Source organism: Micromonospora desertarenae (assembly GCF_056150265.1).
Genome location: NZ_JAXCFQ010000007.1, coordinates 161,769 through 181,143, shown reverse-complemented (window position 1 = coordinate 181,143; position 19,375 = coordinate 161,769). Strand labels below are relative to the sequence as shown.

The 19,375-nt window shown below is 70.9% G+C and carries 15 protein-coding genes, 1 tRNA gene and 1 pseudogene; 9 read left to right on the top strand and 8 right to left on the bottom strand.

Features of this window, described 5'->3' with window-relative positions:
- Positions 1–49 precede the first annotated feature (49 nt).
- Positions 50–727 carry a hypothetical protein gene (locus SM577_RS17125; RefSeq protein ID WP_474587336.1) on the bottom strand — a complete coding sequence of 226 codons (678 nt, stop codon included), beginning with the start codon at positions 725–727 and terminating at the stop codon, positions 50–52.
- 270 nt (positions 728–997) lie between these two features.
- Positions 998–1,438, bottom strand: a complete 441-nt coding sequence (locus SM577_RS17120; protein ID WP_474587335.1) for a hypothetical protein — start codon at positions 1,436–1,438, stop codon at positions 998–1,000.
- A gap of 372 nt (positions 1,439–1,810) precedes the next feature.
- Here SM577_RS17120 and SM577_RS17115 point away from each other — a divergent pair, with 372 nt between their 5' ends.
- Positions 1,811–2,419: a hypothetical protein gene (locus tag SM577_RS17115; protein ID WP_474587334.1), complete on the top strand. Its 609-nt coding sequence runs from the start codon at positions 1,811–1,813 to the stop codon at positions 2,417–2,419.
- 366 nt (positions 2,420–2,785) lie between these two features.
- On the opposite strand, the gene SM577_RS17110 is transcribed toward SM577_RS17115, so the two are convergent.
- On the bottom strand, positions 2,786–3,457 hold the full coding sequence (locus tag SM577_RS17110; protein ID WP_474587333.1) for an HNH endonuclease: 672 nt from the start codon (positions 3,455–3,457) through the stop codon (positions 2,786–2,788).
- Between the two features lie 911 nt (positions 3,458–4,368).
- Between SM577_RS17110 and SM577_RS17105 the strand changes: the two genes are divergently transcribed.
- The 4 genes from SM577_RS17105 (at position 4,369) to SM577_RS17090 (ending at position 8,895) form a co-directional block, all read left to right on the top strand.
- Positions 4,369–4,740 carry a hypothetical protein gene (locus tag SM577_RS17105; RefSeq protein ID WP_474587332.1) on the top strand — a complete coding sequence of 124 codons (372 nt, stop codon included), beginning with the start codon at positions 4,369–4,371 and terminating at the stop codon, positions 4,738–4,740.
- A gap of 2 nt (positions 4,741–4,742) precedes the next feature.
- A complete protein-coding gene (locus tag SM577_RS17100; RefSeq protein WP_474587442.1) occupies positions 4,743–7,271 on the top strand; it encodes an ATP-binding protein in 2,529 nt (842 codons plus the stop codon).
- Positions 7,272–7,660: 389 nt separating this feature from the next.
- The gene (locus tag SM577_RS17095) at positions 7,661–7,972 is read left to right on the top strand and encodes a transposase (RefSeq protein ID WP_474587331.1); all 312 of its coding nucleotides are present in this window, start codon (positions 7,661–7,663) and stop codon (positions 7,970–7,972) included.
- Entirely contained in the window at positions 7,969–8,895 is a 927-nt protein-coding gene (locus SM577_RS17090) for an IS3 family transposase (RefSeq protein ID WP_474587330.1), read from the top strand. The genes SM577_RS17095 and SM577_RS17090 overlap by 4 nt, the downstream gene beginning before the upstream one ends.
- A 230-nt stretch (positions 8,896–9,125) precedes the next feature.
- On the opposite strand, the gene SM577_RS17085 is transcribed toward SM577_RS17090, so the two are convergent.
- From SM577_RS17085 to SM577_RS17065, 5 genes are all read right to left on the bottom strand, one after another.
- Positions 9,126–9,869, bottom strand: coding sequence for a hypothetical protein (locus tag SM577_RS17085; RefSeq protein ID WP_474587329.1), 744 nt, complete (start codon positions 9,867–9,869; stop codon positions 9,126–9,128).
- A gap of 111 nt (positions 9,870–9,980) precedes the next feature.
- Entirely contained in the window at positions 9,981–10,430 is a 450-nt protein-coding gene (locus SM577_RS17080) for a site-specific integrase (RefSeq protein ID WP_474587328.1), read from the bottom strand.
- On the bottom strand, positions 10,388–10,996 hold the full coding sequence (locus SM577_RS17075) for a hypothetical protein (protein WP_474587327.1): 609 nt from the start codon (positions 10,994–10,996) through the stop codon (positions 10,388–10,390). Before SM577_RS17075 ends, SM577_RS17080 begins: the two co-directional genes overlap by 43 nt.
- The gene (locus tag SM577_RS17070; protein ID WP_474587326.1) at positions 10,993–11,385 is read right to left on the bottom strand and encodes an AbrB/MazE/SpoVT family DNA-binding domain-containing protein; all 393 of its coding nucleotides are present in this window, start codon (positions 11,383–11,385) and stop codon (positions 10,993–10,995) included. The genes SM577_RS17075 and SM577_RS17070 overlap by 4 nt, the downstream gene beginning before the upstream one ends.
- 200 nt (positions 11,386–11,585) lie before the next feature.
- A tRNA-Leu gene (locus SM577_RS17065) sits at positions 11,586–11,669 on the bottom strand.
- 234 nt (positions 11,670–11,903) lie between these two features.
- On the opposite strand from SM577_RS17065, the pseudogene SM577_RS17060 reads away from it, so the two are divergent.
- The 4 genes and pseudogenes from SM577_RS17060 to SM577_RS17045 all read left to right on the top strand — a co-directional run.
- Positions 11,904–12,077: pseudogene (locus SM577_RS17060) on the top strand (tetratricopeptide repeat protein); the annotation flags it as partial.
- A gap of 2,724 nt (positions 12,078–14,801) precedes the next feature.
- Positions 14,802–15,566 carry a fibronectin type III domain-containing protein gene (locus tag SM577_RS17055; RefSeq protein ID WP_474582735.1) on the top strand — a complete coding sequence of 255 codons (765 nt, stop codon included), beginning with the start codon at positions 14,802–14,804 and terminating at the stop codon, positions 15,564–15,566.
- A 152-nt stretch (positions 15,567–15,718) separates the two neighbouring features.
- The gene (locus SM577_RS17050) at positions 15,719–18,352 is read left to right on the top strand and encodes a fibronectin type III domain-containing protein (protein WP_474587325.1); all 2,634 of its coding nucleotides are present in this window, start codon (positions 15,719–15,721) and stop codon (positions 18,350–18,352) included.
- Between the two features lie 25 nt (positions 18,353–18,377).
- Positions 18,378–19,373: an AAA family ATPase gene (locus tag SM577_RS17045; protein ID WP_088993057.1), complete on the top strand. Its 996-nt coding sequence runs from the start codon at positions 18,378–18,380 to the stop codon at positions 19,371–19,373.
- Positions 19,374–19,375 lie beyond the last annotated feature (2 nt).

Sequence of the window (19,375 nt, the reverse complement as noted above, 5' to 3'; positions counted from 1 at the left end):
AGGCGTTGTCGGGATCGGCGTTCCGGTGGATCGCGTCGCGGCAGCCTGATCAGGCGCGCAGGGCGGCCAGGGTCGAGGCCGCTACGGTCGTGAGCCGGGCGGGCAGGTCGGCGGGCAGCGCAGCCCCGAGGCGCAGCGGTGCGGCCGCGATCGTCAGGTACAGGTTCGCGTCGTAGGTGGCCACGTTGAAGCCGGTCGACTCGTCCGTGTAGGTGTAGGCGGCGACGCCGACGCCGGGCAGATCGGTGACCGGTCCGGCGTCCTGCTGCGCCTGCCGCATGCCCTCATACATCAGGCGGGCCGAGTCGGGTTCCACGATGTCGACGTGCACCGTCATCACGACACCGTTGGGTAGGCGCCCCACGGTGGCGGCGCACGCGAGGTTGGCGGTGCTGCCGCTCATGCGGGAGGTGTCCTGGCGGCTCCCTACCGGCCCGATGATGTCGGCGACGGCCCGGAGGTCCAGCTTGGGGCATAGCGCGTCAATCGGGCGGTAGAGGATCGCGGTCGAGGGTGGCACGGCCGACGTCGCCGAGGCGCTCACTATGGCGGTGGAGGTCGCGTCGGAAGCAGGCGAAGACTCAGCGGCGCCGGTACAGCCGGACACCGCCAGCGCCACCGCGGCGAGGCCCCACATTGCGGCCGCAACGCGAAGGGTCAAGCCATAGGGAATCACCCGCCGGCGACTACGCGACTGACGGCCGAAGGGAAATGATGACGAAGTCATTTGGCGCACCTATCCGGGGGTGCGAGCTAGCAGCCCGCGCGGATGATGTCGCGGGCTCTGGGCGCAGACCCGCTCCCCCGTTGTGAGGTCTGCGCCAACAATGCGATCAATTCAGCACACGTCCAACCGGAGTGTCTACGTTTCCGGCCACCACTAGTCGCTTTCACCAGTCCACTCACTGCACCATGTAGGCACGGCTGAACTGGGATTATGTCCACCGGAATGCAATCCTCCAGCGCGCATCACGCTGGTAGCGGACACAGCAAGAAGCTACGGTTCCTCCCGCACGGCACGGCGGAGCGTCGCGCCTTCCGTCAAGGCCGAGTTCAACACTTCGAACGGGGAGGAATCCTTCGTGCATTTTGGATCGATTAGAACGTGGAACGCGCTGGTAATATCGGCGGCCAGCGCAGCTGTCGGCCTGATGGTCGCAGCCTCACCCGCAATCGCCGATGCCACTCCCACTCCGGACGCGGCTGCGACGAAGGCCGCGACCGCGGAGGCGACCAGCGCCGGCGCGAACCCGCCCGTGCCGGATCCCACCGTGACGCCGGAGCCCGATCCCACCGGCCCGGGGCCGGATCCGGAACCCACCACAGCTCCCGGCCCTGAGCCCTCCACGCCACCGCTCCCTGAACCGAGCAAATCGCCGACGGCCCCGCCCCCGCTCAAGCCCTCGCGGCCGTCCAGCAGCGTCTCGAACACGTCCACCCCGACGTCCGACGCCGCCGTTGCCACTGGCAGTGCCGATCAAGACCCAGGGCTGCCCGTGACCGGGGCGCGCGTCGCAACCATCACGGCGGTCGGATCCGGGGCAGTCCTCATCGGCGTCGGTCTGGTCGTTGCTGGCCGTCGACGCAAGATCGGCTGACGCTTACGACACAGGCAGGGAGGGCAACTGTGACGAGGCAGCGCCCCGACCAGGCGATCTGGCCCATCGGCCACGGCGACGTGCCGGCGAGGGCGCCTGGCCGGGCGCCTGCCGTCACTCCCGTACACCCTGCAGGCGGCGTCTCCTCTCCAGCCCACGCCGCCATCCCGCACAGTGATCGACCAAGGACCAGCCGCGCCCGGCTTGTGGCCATGATCCTCGCGGTGCTCCTTGCCGGTGCCGGGCTCGGCACCGGTTTCGCGAGCTGGTTTGCACCCACATCCTCGGAGAGGCCAAGGGACCTCCCCACAGGCGATGCCGAAGGTGCGTTCGCCGAGCGTCAGGCCAGCGTCAATCGCAGCCACATCCCGACGAAGCAGCTGGCCGAGTTCGCCGCGCCCTGGCTCGCTCGCATGGGCGACTGCACCGGCGACACCCAAAGCGGAGGACCCGAGCGCGGCGACGGCGAGCAGACGCGTACCCGGTGCACCGCCGGGGTCGTCACCGTCTACTGGATCTCATATCGCAGCATCGCCGATCGGGATGCCGCCCAGGCTCGATACGCTGCCCAGGCGGCGCACTTACAACATCTGGCTCCCGGCATGCTGCAACCCAGCCCGGCGCCCGCCGAACACCGTCCGCAGCTTCACGTCGAGTACGCCTACCGAGTGCCCGCCGGAGAGCACGCCGGACAGACGGTGGCCGCGCTGTGGTGGAGCGACCCTGCGCAGCCTGTCGCCGGCGTCCTGACCGCCTACTGGGAAGAGGGCCTCGGCTCCTCCTGGGAGCCCCTGCGCGACCTGTGGCGTCGCACTTCCTAAATCTGTCGATGACCGCGAGGTCCCTCGGGTGGCTGGGCGGACGGGATGGGCTCCAGGGGGGCCATAACAGGCCCCGGCACCGGCCGACCTCGCCGAGATTCAATTAACGGTGCGTGAGGGCCAAGGCTGCTGGTGCTGCGCGTGGCAGTGCGCGGATCTGTCGATGTGAGTGCGCCCGAAGCGATGCTGACACCCCTGCAAACACCAAACGACGCGCTGACGAGTTCCTGGAGGTGCGCAACAGAAGTCAACCGAGCCCTGAAGCCCTAATACCTCCACTGTTCCTCCATGCCTGCCGTCCAGACCAAGCCGGCCTCTTTCGAATCCATCCGGTAGGTAGACCCTATCTGCAACCCATTGCAGTCTTCAGCTGATGAACCGAACGATCGTCGTGGACCGAAGCCGTATTCGGTCCATCTCCGATTCCAGCCGGTAGGTCTTGCGCGAGTTACACAGCCAGTGGGCGCACTGTGCGTTGTCTCGTCGGTGTTTTCCTCCTCGCGCGAGCGGGGTCACGTGGTCGAGGCTGACCGACATCGGGTGCGGAAAGATGAGGGTCCGGTCAACCGGTCGCTTACAGATTCCGCATGTCCAGCCGTCGCGCTCGTAGATCTCGATGTCGGTGAACTTCTCGGACTCCGGGTCTCGGCGCGCGAGGCGACGGTTGCGCTTGTTGTTGCGATTCTTTATCCGGCGTAGCTCCGGCCGGTCCTTAAGCCACTGCTGGGTCTGCCGCTTCCACGCTTGTTCACTGCAGGGCGGGCAACGCTTCCGAAAGTTTCCGTTCCGGCCCGTCTGCTCGATGGTCTTGCCGCAACCGAGACACGTGGTGCGCCATACCGTCGGCGGCAGCGCATTCGCATTCCGGCGGGCCTGCTCGGCACGGCGCGCATACTCTGGCCGGCAGTTTCGACAACAGATGGGGAACGCACCAAGCCGCTGTACCGGTTTAACCGCCGAACAGATGACACAGGTGAAGACGACGGGCCTGCGCGCAGTCGTTGCAGCGCGATTTCTGGCGTTCTGACGCTCTCGCAAGCCGCGTGCTGTGCACGAGGGGCAGTGCTGAGGCGGATTGCCGCCGCGCCCCTTCCAACGGAATTCGCCAGCGCAGCTGCCGCACCGGTGAATCTCCGGACGCTGGGGATAGTTGTCGGCGTAGTATCGCCGGGAGTACTCGATGCGCCGTTGACGGTTATGAAGCTCGGCGCACGATGCACAGCGGGCGGGCCGCTTCCCTCGCCCCTGGATCTGCGGTAATGAGCCGTCACAGTCGACACATCGGCGCTCAAGTTCAGCCTGGATGCGGGCCTCTCGCTCCGGTGCGCGCTTGCGGCGCTGAGCTTGACGAGTCTGTTGACGTTTTCGTTTGAGCTGGCAGTCGCCGCATCGTGGAGAATGTCGGCCGGGACCCCTGACCGGCGGAAGTTCACCGCTGCAGTCGACACAGAAGCGGACCGCGCTATTCATGTGGCTCCCGTTCAGGGACCGCGATGTCGTCGTGGGTCGATCACCTGTCATGGTCGCCCCCTCCAGACTGGATCACGATGAGACGGTACCCGCGAGGTGCGACACTTCTTGGTTGCAGCACCCGATCGAGAGAGGTGATCAAGAGACGGGCTCCGGTGGGGGTCGGAGCCGAAACAGGCTGCCACCCCTGCTTAAGTGCTTGCGAGCGATCCCACAGCGGTTCTCCCGCCTGACCGTCTGTGCTGGAGACACAGCTCTGTGACGTTGGTGGCTGCGCGCGGCGAGCCGTGGCTTGCTTACGCCTGCGACGGGCCGCCGGCCGTGCCGGCCCGGTCCTGCTTGGCCTTGGTGGCCCAGTTCCGCAGCATCCCTTGCTTAACGCCCAGCTCCTAGGCTGCGTCGCAGTTCGGACAGCCGGAGTTCAGCACCAGTGCCACAGCCTGGCGCCGGAACTCTTGGGGTTCTTACACGGTGGCGCCATGCGGTTCCTCCTCCTCGGCAGGATGCCAGGTCAGGAGGTGTCCGGTCACTTCACCGACATCGGCGCCTTCACCCGGCACGGTGAACACCGCCCGCGAGACATCACCGCTCCGCTGCACCTGCTGCCGGCACGCCGGCGCTATCCTCGTCCGCCTGACCCAGACGTGACCGGACCTGGTGGCCTGGGCACCCGACGAATCGCTTACTGCAGACGCAAGCTCACCCAGTGGCAGCACAGCGGTCACAATGCAGTGGTGATTGTGCGCATCGGCAAGCCGTGGTGGATCGTGGGTCTGGTGGTCGGGCTAATCGCGCTAGCCGTGGCGCTGGCACGAGCTGGGCTGGAGGACGCCGACACTTCAGCTCGGTGATCATGGGGCGGGATATCTCAGTCACGTTGCCAGCCGAGATCCGGCCGGCCTTGACTGGGCTGCCGCCAGCCTCGCCCGTGTTCACCGGGCGCGAGCATGCTGCGGAGGCCCTACGCGAAGCGTTGAGGCCCGACTGTCCCGGCGGCGTCCAGCTGGTGTCCGCGGTGGCCGGGATGGCCGGGGTCGGCAAGACCGAGCTGGTGCTGCACATCGCCCACGAGGTCCTTGCTGATGGATGGTTTCCCGGCGGCGTGCTTTTCGTTGACATGTTCGGCTACGACCCTGACCGTCGGGTTTCCGCCGAGGACGCTCTGGCGGGATGGCTGTCGGCGCTAGGGATCCCGGGTGAGCACATCCCGGCCGACTTGAGCGGCCGGTCCCTGCTCTGGCGCAGCGTCCTTGACGCCTATACCACTCACGACCGGCGGCTGCTGCTGGTCATCGACAACGTTGACAGCGAGGAACAGGTCCGTCCGCTGTTGCCTAGCGATGGCCGGATACCGGTGCTAGTGACCTCTCGGCACACGCTCGACTTGGACGCTCGGCTGCACGATCTGGATGTGCTGGGACAGGATGCCTCCACCGACGTGCTGGCCGAGGTGATTGGTACTCGTCTCGGCCCGGAGGAACCACGCCTGCAGGCGGACCACCGGGAAGCGCTGACCGAACTCGCAGGCCTGTGCGCGGGGCTGCCGCTAGCGCTGCGCATCGTGGCGGCGCTGCTGGTCGACCGACGTCAGCTACAGCCGCAGACACTCGCCGACCGGCTGCGGGCCGAACAGCACCGCCTGTCCGGCCTGACCCGGCAGCAGAAGGCCGTACGCTCCGCCTTCGACCTGTCCTACCAGCATCTCACCGTTCCGCAGGCGCGTCTGTTCCGGCTACTCCCCATAAATCCGGGGACCGACATCGCCACCATCGCCGCCGCCCACCTCGCCGGGCTCCCGGAGCATGAGGCCGCGGAACTGCTCGCCGACCTGCATCGGGCCCATTTAGTGACCGAACCAGCACCGGAACGCTGGAGCATGCACGACCTGCTCCGTCTGCACGCTGCCGAACAGCAGCGCACCAGTGACGGCGGTGAGGAAGCCGAAACCAGTCAGGCGCGGCAGCGGCTGTACCGCTACTACCTTTGGGCTGCTAGTGCGGCGAGTACGCATCTGACCCCAACTGCGGTGGCCGAGTCGCACACCTTTGCCAGCCGCGGCGAGGCCCTGACCTGGCTGGACAGCGAGCACGCCAATCTGATGGCTGTGGCGGCGAGCGCGCCGGCCTTCCGGATGACCGAGGTGACGATCGATCTCGCTCTGACCCTCGGCGAGTACCAAAGCCTGCGCCGCCATTTCGATGATTGGATCATCATCGCCACCCGGGCTCGGCACCTTTGTCATCACGTCGGTGATCGATCCCGCGAAGCTGCGGCGTCGAACAATCTGAGCATCGCGTATTACCAAGCTGGGCACTTCAGCGCGGCCGCGGAAGCCGCAACTCATGCTCAGCAGCTCTTCCATCAACTCGGCGATCAGCGCTATGAGGGCGCAGCGTGGGACAATTTGGGACTAGCGTTAACCGAGATGCAGCAATTCGAGGAGGCTGCCGAAGCATTCGGCAACAGCCTCGAACGGCTGGAGGAAGCCGGCGACCTACGCGCGACCGGCCGGGTGTGGAACGACTTCGGCATCGTCCTCCGCCAAACGAACCGCCTCGACAAGGCGATCGAAGTCAGCGCCAACGCGCGCGACATCCTCCGGATGGCTGGTGACAAACACGGCGAAGCTAAGGCGTGGGGCAACCTGGGCGGTGCTCTTGCCGAGAATGGACAGCCCGATGAAGCGGCAGAAGCACAGGCTAACGCGCGTAACCTCTTCCAGGAGGCGGGGGATCCGCACGGTGAAGCAGTGACGTCGAACGACCTGAGCCTCGCGCTGATTGAAGCCGGCCGTCCTGACGAAGCCGTCGAACCGGCTATCCACGCTCGGGAGATCTTCCAGCAGACTGGCGATCACCGGGGTGAAGGTCTGGCTTTGAATAATCTCGGCATCGCTCTAAATCGGCTGGGTCGGCACCGTGATGCCTATAAGGCCCACAGCACGGCCTACGACATTTTCGATCAGCTTCGCGATTGCCTCGGACTGGCGCAAACCTGGGCTGGCCTCGGACGCACGTTGTCCGGCCTCAACCGGCTCGATGATGCCATCGATGCACACGCCCGAGCTGGCTTAATCTTTGCAACGTTAGGGGATCGGTATGGCGAGGGGCAGTCGTACCGACAACTCGGCATCGTGCTGTTCGGCGCGGGCCGAGTCGGTGATGCTGTCAAAGCCCACCTTCAAGCAGGGAAGATCTTCCAGGATATTGGCGAGCGGCAAGAGGATGGTCTGACCGCGGGAAGCCTGTTCTTCATCCTGGCGGAGGAGGGACTTCCCGGCGCCCGTGACGTTGGGGAACACGCGATCCTCGCCTTGTCCGAGGGCGGCAAGCAGGATCTTGTAGCCGACATCCGGGAGCGCCTCGACAAGCTCCCCAGGTGACCGCCTCAACTCGGTCAACGGGAACGCGGGAACCAGCCGGCATCGTCGATGAGCGCTGCGATCCGCGACTCGAGTCCTGCAGCTGCGGGCACTCTTGAATGAGCTGAGATTCTTAACTCTCTGCACTCATTTGCCGCGGACAACGCGCGGTCGTCGCCATCGCCCGCTCGGTGAGCACCGGCGCCGGCCACGTTTGGTAGCCGAGAGGAGCGCCAGGCAGCCGTGGTGGGCAAGTTATGGCCGTCCCGGTGGAGGCCATGTCGTCCGTCATAGCCACTCGGGAAGCTTTTCTCGCGCGCCCACTTGGGCGCACGCGTCGTGGCTGAGCCACCCCCGTTTTCATGGAGCTTCTTGATCATGGTCTGATGGCCGTGGGGAGGAAGTCGTCCGTGGCAGCACCGAAGAAGTACCCCGATGAGCTACGTCAGCGCGCTGTGCGCTTGTATCGCGAGTCGGACCCGAAGCCGGTGATCCGGCGCCTGGCCGAGCAGCTCAGCGTGCATCACGAGGCGTTGCGGAACTGGATCCGGCAAGCCGAGGCCGACGCGGGTGAGCGCACCGACCGGCCGACCAGCGAGATGGCGGACGAGAACCGGCGGCTGCGCAAGGAAGTGGCCGAGTTGCGGCGGGCGAACGAGATCCTGAAGGCCGCGAGCGCGTATTTCGCGGCGGAGCTCGACCCGACCCGGCGACGGTCATGAGGTTCGTCCATGAACACCGTGACCAGTTCGCGGTCGCGCTCCTGCTACGGGTCCTGAACATCGGCGCCTCGACCTACTACGCGTGGGTCAAGCAGGTCGAGCAGCCCTGCGACCGGGACGTGGTCGACCTGGGGCTGATCTCCAACATCCACGAGATCTGGGAGACCTCTGGGCGTACCTACGGCGCGGACCGGGTCCACCGGCAGCTACGCCGTGACGGCATCCGTGTGGGCCGCAAGCGCATCGAGCGGCTGATGGCCGAGCAGGGCTGGCAGGGTGCGTTCCTGCGTCGAGGCTGGCGTGGCGGCTCCACGAAGCAGGATCCCCGGCACACGCCGGCGCCGGATCTGGTCAACCGGCAGTTCACCGCCGACGGGCCGAACCGGCTCTGGGTTGCCGACGCCACCCGCATTCCCTGCGGTGAGGGCGTGTTCTGGTTGGCTGCGGTCCGCGACGCGTTTTCCCGCCGGATCGTCGGGTGGAAGACGTCTGACCGCTGCGACACCGACTTGATCCTCGCCGCCCTCGAATACGGCATCTGGTCCCGCGACGTCCGCGACGGCCAGTTGATCCACCACAGCGACCGCGGGTCGAACTACACGTCCTTCCGCTTCGCGGAACGCTTACAGGACAACGGGATCCTGCCGTCGATGGGCTCCGTCGGCGACTCGTATGACAACGCCCTGATGGAGAACTTCTGGTCGACGCTGAAGATCGAACTCGTCTACCGCACGTCCTGGCGGACCCGCGACGAGGCAGAGAACGCGATCTTCGCCTACATCGACGGCTGGTACAACACCCGCCGCATCCAACGCGAGCTGGGTTACCTCAGCCCGAACGAGTACGAGGCCGCCTGGCACAGCCGCCATACCGAGTCAGCCGAGCCACCTATCGCCACCCCTGCGCCAGCCGGCAGCAGGTAACCACCGCTCCATCAAAGCGGGGGGAACTCAGCCGAGCCACCTATCGCCACCCCTGCGCCAGCCGGCAGCAGGTAACCACCGCTCCATCAAAGCGGGGGGAACTCACGTCGGACATCAGACTCCCGGTTGTCACGTTGGCCCATGAGGGACAGCGTGACGACTCCTGCCTTGGTGCCAACCCGGTCAAGGTTTATGGTCACCGCAACAGCTGAGCTATGCCGACGTGTGGGTCAGGCCCGTCGGTCGATCTTCATGTGCTCGCACGCGCCGTCGTGGTTCTCGGTAAAAGCCCCATCCGTTCGCCGCGCGACCTTCTGCCAAAACGTCCCAGCGGTGTCGTACTGAGTGGTCGTGTACCAGGTGAGGCCCGGGTACCGCCGATAGAGCTTGAGCACGGCGCGGGTGCCGATCCCATAGCCTTTGGCGGCCCCATCAACGCTGATCTTCCGCAGGTAGCCACGCCGACACCCCTGGCACACCTGGAAGTCGACCTGACCGACGACGAGCAGGCCCCGACGAAGGACCAGCCGCTGGAACCCGGCAGGCGCGCCGGCTGGTAGGTGGACCGCGCGGACGCGCAGTGCCGCCAGGCGGCGCAGCCACCACACAGGATCGCGGCGTCGCGCCGTGTCCCACCGGAAGGGCCCTGGATCCGGGAAGAGTTGTCCGAGGAGCCGGACCCGAGCATCATCGTCGTTGTCGGCACCGGCGTCGTGGACTATGCGCAGGGCGCGGTCCAGAAGGTTCGCAGTCTCCCCCCAAACATCCTCGTCCCCCTCGCCCTGCCGGCGTCGGCACACCGCGGCCGCCGCCGCAAACCGACCCGAATCCGCCTGCCAAGTATTGACGAGCACAGCGGCCACCGCAGCGACCCGCTCCGGTGACGCGTCGTCCAGTCCGATGGCAAACGACAATGCCTGGTCAGCGTCATCCTCGGCGGACCGCCGAGGACCCGGCACCTGCGGAAAGCCCATAGCCGTCACCGTAACCGCGCTGTACGACGGCGAGCGCCTACCGGAGGGGCCCACTCCAATCGTTTGGGGCGGCCCCAGTCCGCCTAGGACAGGGCCCGCCCCAACACCCCACTACGCCAGCGGATGTGGCTCACCGGTAAGTGCCGCCAGCGCGGCAGCAACCTCGTGGATAGTTGCGCGAACGTAGGTGGCGGTGGTTCCGGCATCTCCCCCACTGGCGGAGTGACCGGCATAGGCCCGGGCGATGGCGTAGCCGAAGTTGCCCTCCACCCAGGTCAACGTGGTATGCCGTAGCCAGTACTTGCTGATCTGCTGCGCGTGCACCCACGGCAGGTGCTCACCGATGCGCACCCACAGGTGGTCGTAGCGCCGGTAGGTGATCGGCTGGCCGCTGCGGTACCGGAACAACGGCCCCGTCTCGGTCGCGTGCCGCTGCTCGGCGTGGCGCTGCAGGTACCGCGTGAGTGTCGGCGACACCGGCTGCCACCGCACAGTTTCGCCCTTCTCCCGCGGCAGGATCAGACACTGGTCCGGGTCCAGGTCGACCGGCCGCAACGCCAAGCCCCACCCCGGCGGCACGCCGTCTCGGTGTGCAACCGCAGAAGCAGACTGTCTAACGCCGGATCGTCACTCGTGGACGCCGCGACCTCGTTGATCTCCGACAACCGGGTGTCCGCCAATGCCCGCCGGGTGCTCGGCAGCCGCCGTGGCTTCGCCACCTTCAACGCCGGGTTCTCGGCCTCAGACAGGAGCCCGTCGGCGACCGCCCGCCGGTATAGGCATCGCAACGACGCGATCAGATGCTCCGCCGCGCTGCGCCCGCCCCGCGCGTTGCGCCGGGCCACCACATGCGTCTTGACGTACTCCGCCAGCCGCTCGATCTCCGACGGCGTCGGCTCATCGATACGCCGCTGGCCCCACTGCTCGACCACGCGCTTCCAGTACGACCCGTACGCCCGCCGCGTCCCGGCACTGACCGCAGCCGCAACCACCGGCACGTACTCCGCGAACGTCGGAGCCGGCGGACGATCGGACGCCACCGTCACCAGATCCGCTGGAGAGATGCCCATCCGCGATAGCAACAACCGAGCGGCCTCCAGCTCCGCCTTGCCCGCCACGCCGCTCACGACTCACCACCCGCGAACGCCCCGTCCTGCACCCGCGCAACCACCGCGTCCAGCGAGGCCGGCGGGTGAAGCACGAGACGTCCGGCCTTTGGATCGGCCGCCAGCAGCACCCGATCGCCGGCTGTCAGCCCGCACCACTGGCGGACCACAGCGGGCAACCGCACATGGCCCTCTTTCGTCACTCGGAACACCCCGCGCGGGTCAGGGTCGAGGATGATCAGGCCGCCGCTTTCCCTGATGCCCAGCCTGAGGCCGGGAGCCCAGCCGAGGGCGATCATCACCGCCCGATCAGCGACGCGGCCGTGCACATCAAGAGTCGCCAGCCCATACACCGTGCTGCTGTCACGAGTAGGAGTCAGTCGCGCCAGCGGCAGAGGCGGTCGCTTCATCGCGGCACGCGAGTCGCCGCGGATCTTGAGCCCGCCTGACGGACCACCGCCGGGATCACCGAATCGATCGGCCGGTCGATCATGACCCACCTCGCCTGACGACGAGGCTGCCACCAACGGCGGTAACAGAGAGTGAAATCAGGTGGTCAAGCGTGCTTGACCACCTGAACGTCCAACGTCGCACGGTTGCTACGCGGGAGTGTCCGAGGGGGGACTTGAACCCCCACGCCCTATACGGGCACTAGCACCTCAAGCTAGCGCGTCTGCCATTCCGCCACCCGGACCTGCATCGTCCAGCCTACCGCGCCGTACCGGGTGAACCCGTCACCCGTTCGGCCGCCCGGCGGGCCGCACGGGGAGTTACTGTACACGGCCCGGGTGGATCATGCACATCGGCTTCCGCCCCTCCCGCCGGAACCATTCGCACCCTGCTCAGCAGGGGTCGGCCGGTGCCGGCGAGGGGGTGGACCGGCGTGCCCGGGTAGCGTCCGGCCGCCGTCACCCGGCAGCATGGCCACGTGTCCCATCCCGCTTCCCTGGCCGTCGTCCAACAGAGGGCTCTCGCGCTGCGCGCCGCTGGCGATCTGACCGCCGCCCGCCGGATGCTCGCCGACGCCATCGGGTCCGCCCGGCCCGCGTACGGCGAAGACCACCCGGATGTGCTCAACACCGCACACCTGTTGGCCCGGCTGCACCGCGAGGCGGACGACCCGGGCGCCGCCCGCCGGGTGCTGGAGGAGGCGTTCGCCGCGGGCGAGCGCCGCTGGTCGCAGACCGAGCCGCTGATGCTCGCGCTCTCGTTCGAGCTGGCCGGGGTAGCGGACGAACTGGGCAATCGGCACGAAGCACGCCGCAATTACCTCCGGATCGCCACCGCCGGGCCCGCCGTGCTCGGCGCCGACCATCCGGCGGTACGCACCGCGCAGCAGTACCTCGGCCAGGCCGCTCCCGCCCCGCAGCCGCCCGCCCCCGGCGGCGGCGGCCAGGGTGGCGCCGACGCCCGGCCCGGCGCGGCGCTCAGCGGCCCGACCGTGTCCATGAGCACCATTCCGGCCACCGACCAGCCGCAGGTCGCCGCCCAACCGCCGCAGGCCCCCGCCGCCCGACCGGTGGTCGCTCCGGCACCCCCGCTGCCTCCGCCTCCTCCGGTGCCGGGCCGTGGCCCGTCCGCCCCGCCGTCGGCGCGCTCCGCCCAGGCCGTCCCGCATCCGCCGGTGGTCGCCGCTCCCCCGGCGCCGCCCACCGCCGGCCCGCCGGTGTCCAGCCCGCCCCACCCGGCCCCGCCCGCGCCCGGCCACCACGCCGCTGGTCGTGCGGCACCGGCCCACGCCACGCCGCCGCCTCCGGCACCCCACCCGCACCGCCTCGCTCCGCCCACCTCGGCTCCACCGGCACCCCCCACCCCGCAGGCGGGGCGTCCGGCGGCACCGACTCCGCCGACCCCGCCGGTCCCGGCCGCACCGACGCCGTACGCTCCGCCGACGGGCCGTCCGGCAGGACAGCTTCCGTCGACCCCGCCAGCCCCGGCCGCACCGACGCCGTACGCTCCGCCGACGGGCCGTCCGGCGGGACAGCTTCCGCCGGCCCCGCCCGTTCCGGTGCCGCCGACGCCCCCAGCTCATCCGGCGGGCCGCCCAGCCGGCCCCGTCCCGCCGGCGCCCGCCGGTCAGCAGGCGGGCCGTTCGGCGGTTCCGCCGGGCCCGCCCCTGCCGGCTCCACCGCCGTTGCCACCCAGCCGTGGTACGGCGGCGGCAGTCCCGCCGGCGCGGGCCGCCGTGCCGCCGGCCCCCCAGGTCGCGGCGCACGCCGCGGCGCCCCCGACCGCGCCCGCACCGCAGCCCGCCCCGGTCCCGCCATCCGCGCCGGGGGCGCGCACCGCGCCCACCCCGGCGGCGCCGCACACGACACCTCCGGTTCCGCCCGCACCGCCGCTTCCGCCGCCACCGCAGGTCCGCGGGGACCGCACCGTGCCCATGACGGCGCTGGGCGGGGCCGGCACGGCACAGCAGCTCCCACCGCCGCCGCAGCACCGCGCCGCCCCGGTCGTGCCAGCCCCGCGACAGTCGCCGTGGGCCCCGCCGCAGCCGCCCGCGGATCCCACCCGGCGGGTCCCGGACCAGCCGACGGCCGGCGCGGCGCCGCAGGCCGCCGCGCAACAGGCCACCGCCCCGTCCCGACCGGCTCCCGCACCGCCTGCCCAGGACCAGGCACGGCACGTCGTGGCACCGCCAGCGGCCTCTCCGGCGCAGCCGGCACCCGAGCCGCCCGCCGCGGAGCAGGCCCGACAGGTCTCCGCGCCGCCCGCCGCCCCTCCGGCGCAGCCCGCTCCCACAGCGCCCTCGGCGGAGCAGGCGCGGCACGTCGTGGCACCGCCAGCGACCCCTCCGGCGCAGCCGGCGCCCGAGCCGCCCGCCGCGGAGCAGGCCCGACAGGTCTCCGCACCGCCGTCCGCTCCTGCGGCACCGGCGGTCCCGGTGCCGTCCGCGACCCCGCAGGCCGCCAGCACGGCATCGCAGTCCGCCACGCCGGCGCGGCCGGTGCCGGCGCCGCCGGCGAGCGCCGGCCGCCCGGCGCCGGCAAGCCCGGAGGTCGTACCGCCCCGGCCGCCGCGGCAGCGGACTCCGGAGGAATCCGGCCCGGCCACGCGGCCGCAGCAGCTGCCGGACCCGCCGCCGATCCCGGCACCCGGGTGGGACAAGCCGACCATCCAGGTGCAGCAGATCGGGCCGCTGCTGGCGGAGGAGGTGGCACGGGTCGCCAAGAAGCCGGCCGAACCGCCGGCCACGGCGTCCCCGGTCACTCCGCCCCCACCCGCACAACCGGTGGGCGCAGCACCGTCGCCCGCGCCGGTCAGCGCGCCGCCCGTCAGCGCGCCACCGGTCAGCGCGCCGCCCGTCAGCGCGCTACCGGTCAGCGCGCCACCGGTGAGCGCGCCCCCGGCCCACCCGGTCAGCGCCGCACCCACGAGCGCGCCCCCGGCACCGCCGATCAGCGCACCACCGGCACACCCCACCAGCGCGCCCCCGGCACCGCCGGCACCGCCGGTGAGCGCGCCACCGGCTCCCCCGCACCCGGTCAGCTCACCGCCCGTGAGCGCACCCCCGGCCCACCCCGTCAGCGCGCCGCCCGGGCCGGCCCAGCCGGTTCTCCCCCCGCCTCCGGTCGTACCGCCGGCGCACCCGGTCAGCGGACCGCCGCACGCCGGGTACCCGGCACCGCCGGTCAGCGCGCCGCCGGCGCACCCGCACCCGGTCAGCGGCACGCCCCTGCCGCCACCACCGGTCAGCGCGCCGCCGCACCCGGCGTATCCAGCCCGGCCGCAGCCGGTCAGCGCGCCGCCCGGACACCCGCAGCCGGTCAGCGCGCCGCCCGGACACCCGCAGCCGATCAGCGCGCCGCCTGGGCACGCGCACCAGGTGAGCGGGCCGCCCGTGGCGCCGCCGCCGGTCAGCGCGCCGCCGTGGGGGATGACGGCGCCGCCGTGGGGCAGCATGGCGCCGCCGCAGCCGCTGGCCGCGCCGGTCGACGATGCCGAGGCCGAGCCGGACGACGCCGACGACGAGGACGAGGGCACTGACGAACCGGCCTACGTGGACCTCGACCTGGACCAGCCGCGACTCGAACCGGCACCGGAGCCGCCAGCCGACGCCACGAGCGCGGACGCGCCGGTGTCGGCGTACCCGCAGCAGCCGGCGTACCCGTCGACGCTGCCCGCGTACGCCATCGAGGAGCCGGAGTCCGGCGGCCGGAGCCGGGCGACGGTGATCGTCGCGGTCGTCGCCACGGTGGTGGCGGTGGCGGCGGTGGCCGGCGTTGGCGCGCTGGTGCTCGGCCGGGACGCGGCGCCGCCGGCCGGTCCGACCCCGTCGGCCTCGGCCCCGGCCACCGCGGCCGGGCCGCCCCCGACCGACCTGAAGCTGCGCGACGACACCGCGACGATCACGTTGACCTGGACCGACCCGGCCGACGGCGCGGTGCCGTTCATGGTGGCCGGTGGGCGGACCGGGCAGGCGCTGGGCGTGATGGCGTCGGTGGACCCGGGGCAGACCACCTACACGGTCAACGGGTTGAACTCCCGGGTGGACTACTGCTTCACCGTGCTGGCGGTCTACTCCACCGACTCGTTCGCCACGTCCGGCCAGGTCTGCACGGATCGGAAGGGCGGCGCCTCGCCGCGCTGAGCGTCCACAGCGGGCGCGCACGCTGGGTGTCCACAGGGGGACGGTGCGGGTTCCCCCGCCCTCGGCCGGGCCATATGATGGCACCCGGCTCAGGGGGAGGGGTCGCCGACGGGCGCGCCACCTGCCAGGACGACCAGGGGAGGCACCGGGCTGTGGCCACCATCGACGACGCCGTGCGCGCCGGCACCGACGCCGCTCGCCCCCGATCGCGGTTCCGGGGCGGCCTGGTCACCATCGCGACGGTGGCCGCGCTGCTCGCCGCCATGGGGCTGACCGTGCTCGGGCTCGGCGCCGCGGACAACGCGGTGGCCAGCTACGACGCGAGTTCCTGGCTGTGGAGCGCCGCGCGCAGCGAGCTGGCCCGGGTCAACGGGGTCACCGCCCGGGTGGACACCCGGGTGGAGATCCCGGCCGCCCGCCGGCATCCGATGCAGGTCACCCAGACCGACCGGCTGCTGATCCTGCGGGATCTGAACACCGGTCAGGTCAGCTCGCTGGACCTGGCCACCCTGCAGATCACCGCGACCACCCGCACCACCCCCGGGTTGGGCGTGAACGTCGCGCTGCACGAGGACGCGGCGTTCGTCGTCGACGCGGTGCAGGGCGTGGTCCGCCAGCTCGACCCGCGCTCGCTGGCGCCGGTCGGTGAGCCGGTGCGCTACCCGCCGGGCATCACCGGCGGGTCGTTCGACGGCGAGGGTCGGCTGTGGATCGCGGTGCCGAGCGAGGGCACCGTCTCGGCGATCACCGCGGCGACGCTGCCCTCCGCGCCGGCCTCGGCCGCCCCGGCCGGCGCCGGGCTGAGCCCGAAGCAGGTGGAGACGTACGACGTCGCGGAGGCCAGCCACGAGCTGGTCGTCTCCACCCTGGACGACGGGGTCGCGGTGCTCGACCGCACGGCCGGCACGCTGGTCCGGGTGCAGCGCGGCGAGGTGCGCAAGACGCCGCTGCCGATGACCGCGCCCGGCGCGCTGCCGACCCGCACCAGCGGTCCGCTGGTGCCGGTGACGGTGGCCGACGAGCGGAAGGTGCACGCGGTCGGTGCCGGCGGCGAGGTGCGCGCGTTCACCGTGCCGGGCACCGGCGACCGGCTCTCCCCCGCGGTGGCCTGGGCCAACCGGTTCTACTGCGCCGACGAGGCCACCGGCACCGTCTACTCCTTCGACGTCAACGGCCAGCTGGTCGACACCATCCGCGGCAAGACCACCGGCCCGCTGGAGCTGGAGGTCCGGGAGAACCACCTGTTCATCAACGCGCCCGACACCTCGACGGCGCGGGTGGTCAACGACAAGCACCAGGTGCGCGAGGTCGACAAGTACGCCAACGACGTGCTCGGCGGCGACCCGCCGCCGGCTCCCCCGCCGCCGCCTCCGCCGAAGAAGCCCAAGGTCGGCAAGCCGAGCGCGCCGCGCAGCGTCACCGCCGCCGCCGGCAACGCGCAGGCCCGGGTGAGCTGGCGGCCGGCCGCGGCCAACGGCGCGCAGATCATCCGGTACGTGGTGGAGGGCGCCGGCCAGCGGCACGAGGTGGGCGCCAACCAGCGGGCCGTGGAGATCAAGGGCCTGACCAACGGCGAGACGTACCGGTTCTCGGTGCACGCGGTGAACGCCAAGGGCGCCGGTCCGGAGCGGACCAGCAACCCGGTCACCCCGACGGCGGCGGTGCCCGACCCGCCGGCCAGCGTCACCGCCCAGGAGCGGCCGGACGGCACGGTGCTGGTGCGCTGGCCGGCGGCGAACGGGCAGGGCAACACCATCGCGAAGTACGTGGTGACGGCCACCTCGGCGGGCGCCAACGCCCCGGCGGGCGAGTCGCGCAAGACCGAGCTGGTGGTGCCGGCCGGCGAGCTGGAGTACGGCACCCAGTACGCCTTCACCGTGGTGTCGGTCAACGACAAGGGCGCCGGGTCGGCGGCGTCGCCGGTCAGCAACACGGTGGTGCCGTACGCGGCGCCGGGGCAGCCGGTCGGGCTGCGGGCGAGCACGGTGGCCAACCAGCCGGGCACGGTCTCGGTGCAGTGGTCGCCCGCCGAGGCGAACGGCCGGCCGGTGACGAAGTACCTGGTGGACGTGGGCGGGCTCAGCAGCGAGGTGACCGACACCCGGACGACGGTGAGCGGGTTGGGCAACGGCCAGAACGTCACGGTCAAGGTGAAGGCGGTCAACGAGGCCGGCCCCGGCCCGGAGGCGACCGCCACCGCGCGGACGGTGGCCGAGCCGCGGGTCACGGTGACCGGCTCGTCGGCGACCGCGACGGCGGCGACGGTGACGTTCACCGTGGACGCCGGCGGCGGGCAGGCGTCCTGCTCGCTGAGCACGCCCGGGGAGCCGGCGAAGACCGGCCCGTGCTCCAGCATCACGATGAGCGGCCTGGCCCCGGGCACGAAGTACACCTTCACGGTGACCGCCAGCAACGCGGCCGGCGAGGGCACCGCCACCCGCGCGCAGACCACCGACGCCCTCTACGGCATCGCGACCTGCCGCAACGGCTCGTCCGGGGCCGAGGCGAGCTACTGCAGCCGGGAGATCCCCGGCGAGCGCAACGGCAACGAGATCTTCGAGGTCACCCGGCAGGACAACGACCGGCAGGCCGGATGGGTAGCCAACGGCACGCGGCTCAAGGCGTTCTGCAAGAAGCAGGGCGAAGAGGTGTACGCGTACATCTACAACAACCACAAGCGCAGCACCTGGTGGGTGCAGGTCGAGTACAGCGGGAAGAACTACATCCCCTGGGCCTGGCTCAACCTGGAGGGCGGCGACAACATCAACGTCCTGCCGACCTGCTGACCCACCCAGGCAAGGAGCACCACCCGTGAACACCCACGAGCCGCTCACCCAGCCGGAGGTGCAGGGCTTCGCCGCCCTCGCCGCCCGGCTGGCCGAGAACGTCAACGCGGTCGTGCTGGGCAAGCCGCAGGTGGTCCGGCTGGCGCTGACCGCGCTCTTCGCCCAGGGGCACGTGCTGCTGGAGGACGTGCCCGGCGTCGGCAAGACCACCCTGGCCCGGGCCATCGCCGCGACGGTGAAGGGGCAGTGGCGGCGGATCCAGTTCACCCCGGACCTGCTCCCCTCGGACGTGTCCGGGGTGACCATCTTCAACCAGGCCACGCGGGGTTTCGAGTTCCACCCGGGCCCGGTGTTCGCCAACATCGTCATCGCCGACGAGATCAACCGGGCCTCGCCGAAGACCCAGTCGGCGCTGCTGGAGGTGATGGAGGAGCGCACCGTCACGGTGGACGGGGTCCGGCACCCGGTGCCGCAGCCGTTCCTGGTGGTGGCCACCCAGAACCCGGTCGAGATGGACGGCACCTACCGGCTGCCGGAGGCCCAGCTGGACCGCTTCCTGGTGAAGCTCTCCGTCGGCTATCCGGACGAGGCGGTCGAGGTGGAGGTGCTGCGCGGCGCCACGGTCCGCTCCCCCGAGGCGCTCACCGCGGTCACCGACACCGCCACCGTCGGCGAGATGGTCAAGATGGCCCGCCGGGTGCACATCGCCGAGCCGCTCTACGCGTACGCGGTCCGGCTGGCCGCCGCCACCCGCAACCATCCGCAGGTGCGGGTCGGGGTCAGCCCCCGGGGCGTGATCGCGCTGACCCGGGCGGCCTGCGCGTACGCGCTGATCGACGGGCGCGGCTGGATCATGCCGGAGGACCTGAAGGCGCTGGCCGAGCCGGTCTTCGCGCACCGGCTGCTGCTCACCCCGGACGCCCAGGTGCGCGGGGTGACCGCCGCCGAGGTGCTGCGCCAGGCGGTCGCCTCGGTGCCGGTGCCGCTGCCGTCCGGGCAGCCGGCCCCGGTGCAGGGCTGACC

Coding starts and splice junctions, on each gene's coding strand:
- SM577_RS17125 (WP_474587336.1), bottom strand. CDS start 727: ATGACTTCGTCATCATTTCCCTTCGGCCGTCAGTCGCGTAGTCGCCGG.
- SM577_RS17115 (WP_474587334.1), top strand. CDS start 1,811: ATGATCCTCGCGGTGCTCCTTGCCGGTGCCGGGCTCGGCACCGGTTTC.
- SM577_RS17105 (WP_474587332.1), top strand. CDS start 4,369: ATGCGGTTCCTCCTCCTCGGCAGGATGCCAGGTCAGGAGGTGTCCGGT.
- SM577_RS17100 (WP_474587442.1), top strand. CDS start 4,743: ATGGGGCGGGATATCTCAGTCACGTTGCCAGCCGAGATCCGGCCGGCC.
- SM577_RS17090 (WP_474587330.1), top strand. CDS start 7,969: ATGAGGTTCGTCCATGAACACCGTGACCAGTTCGCGGTCGCGCTCCTG.
- SM577_RS17085 (WP_474587329.1), bottom strand. CDS start 9,869: ATGGGCTTTCCGCAGGTGCCGGGTCCTCGGCGGTCCGCCGAGGATGAC.
- SM577_RS17070 (WP_474587326.1), bottom strand. CDS start 11,385: ATGAAGCGACCGCCTCTGCCGCTGGCGCGACTGACTCCTACTCGTGAC.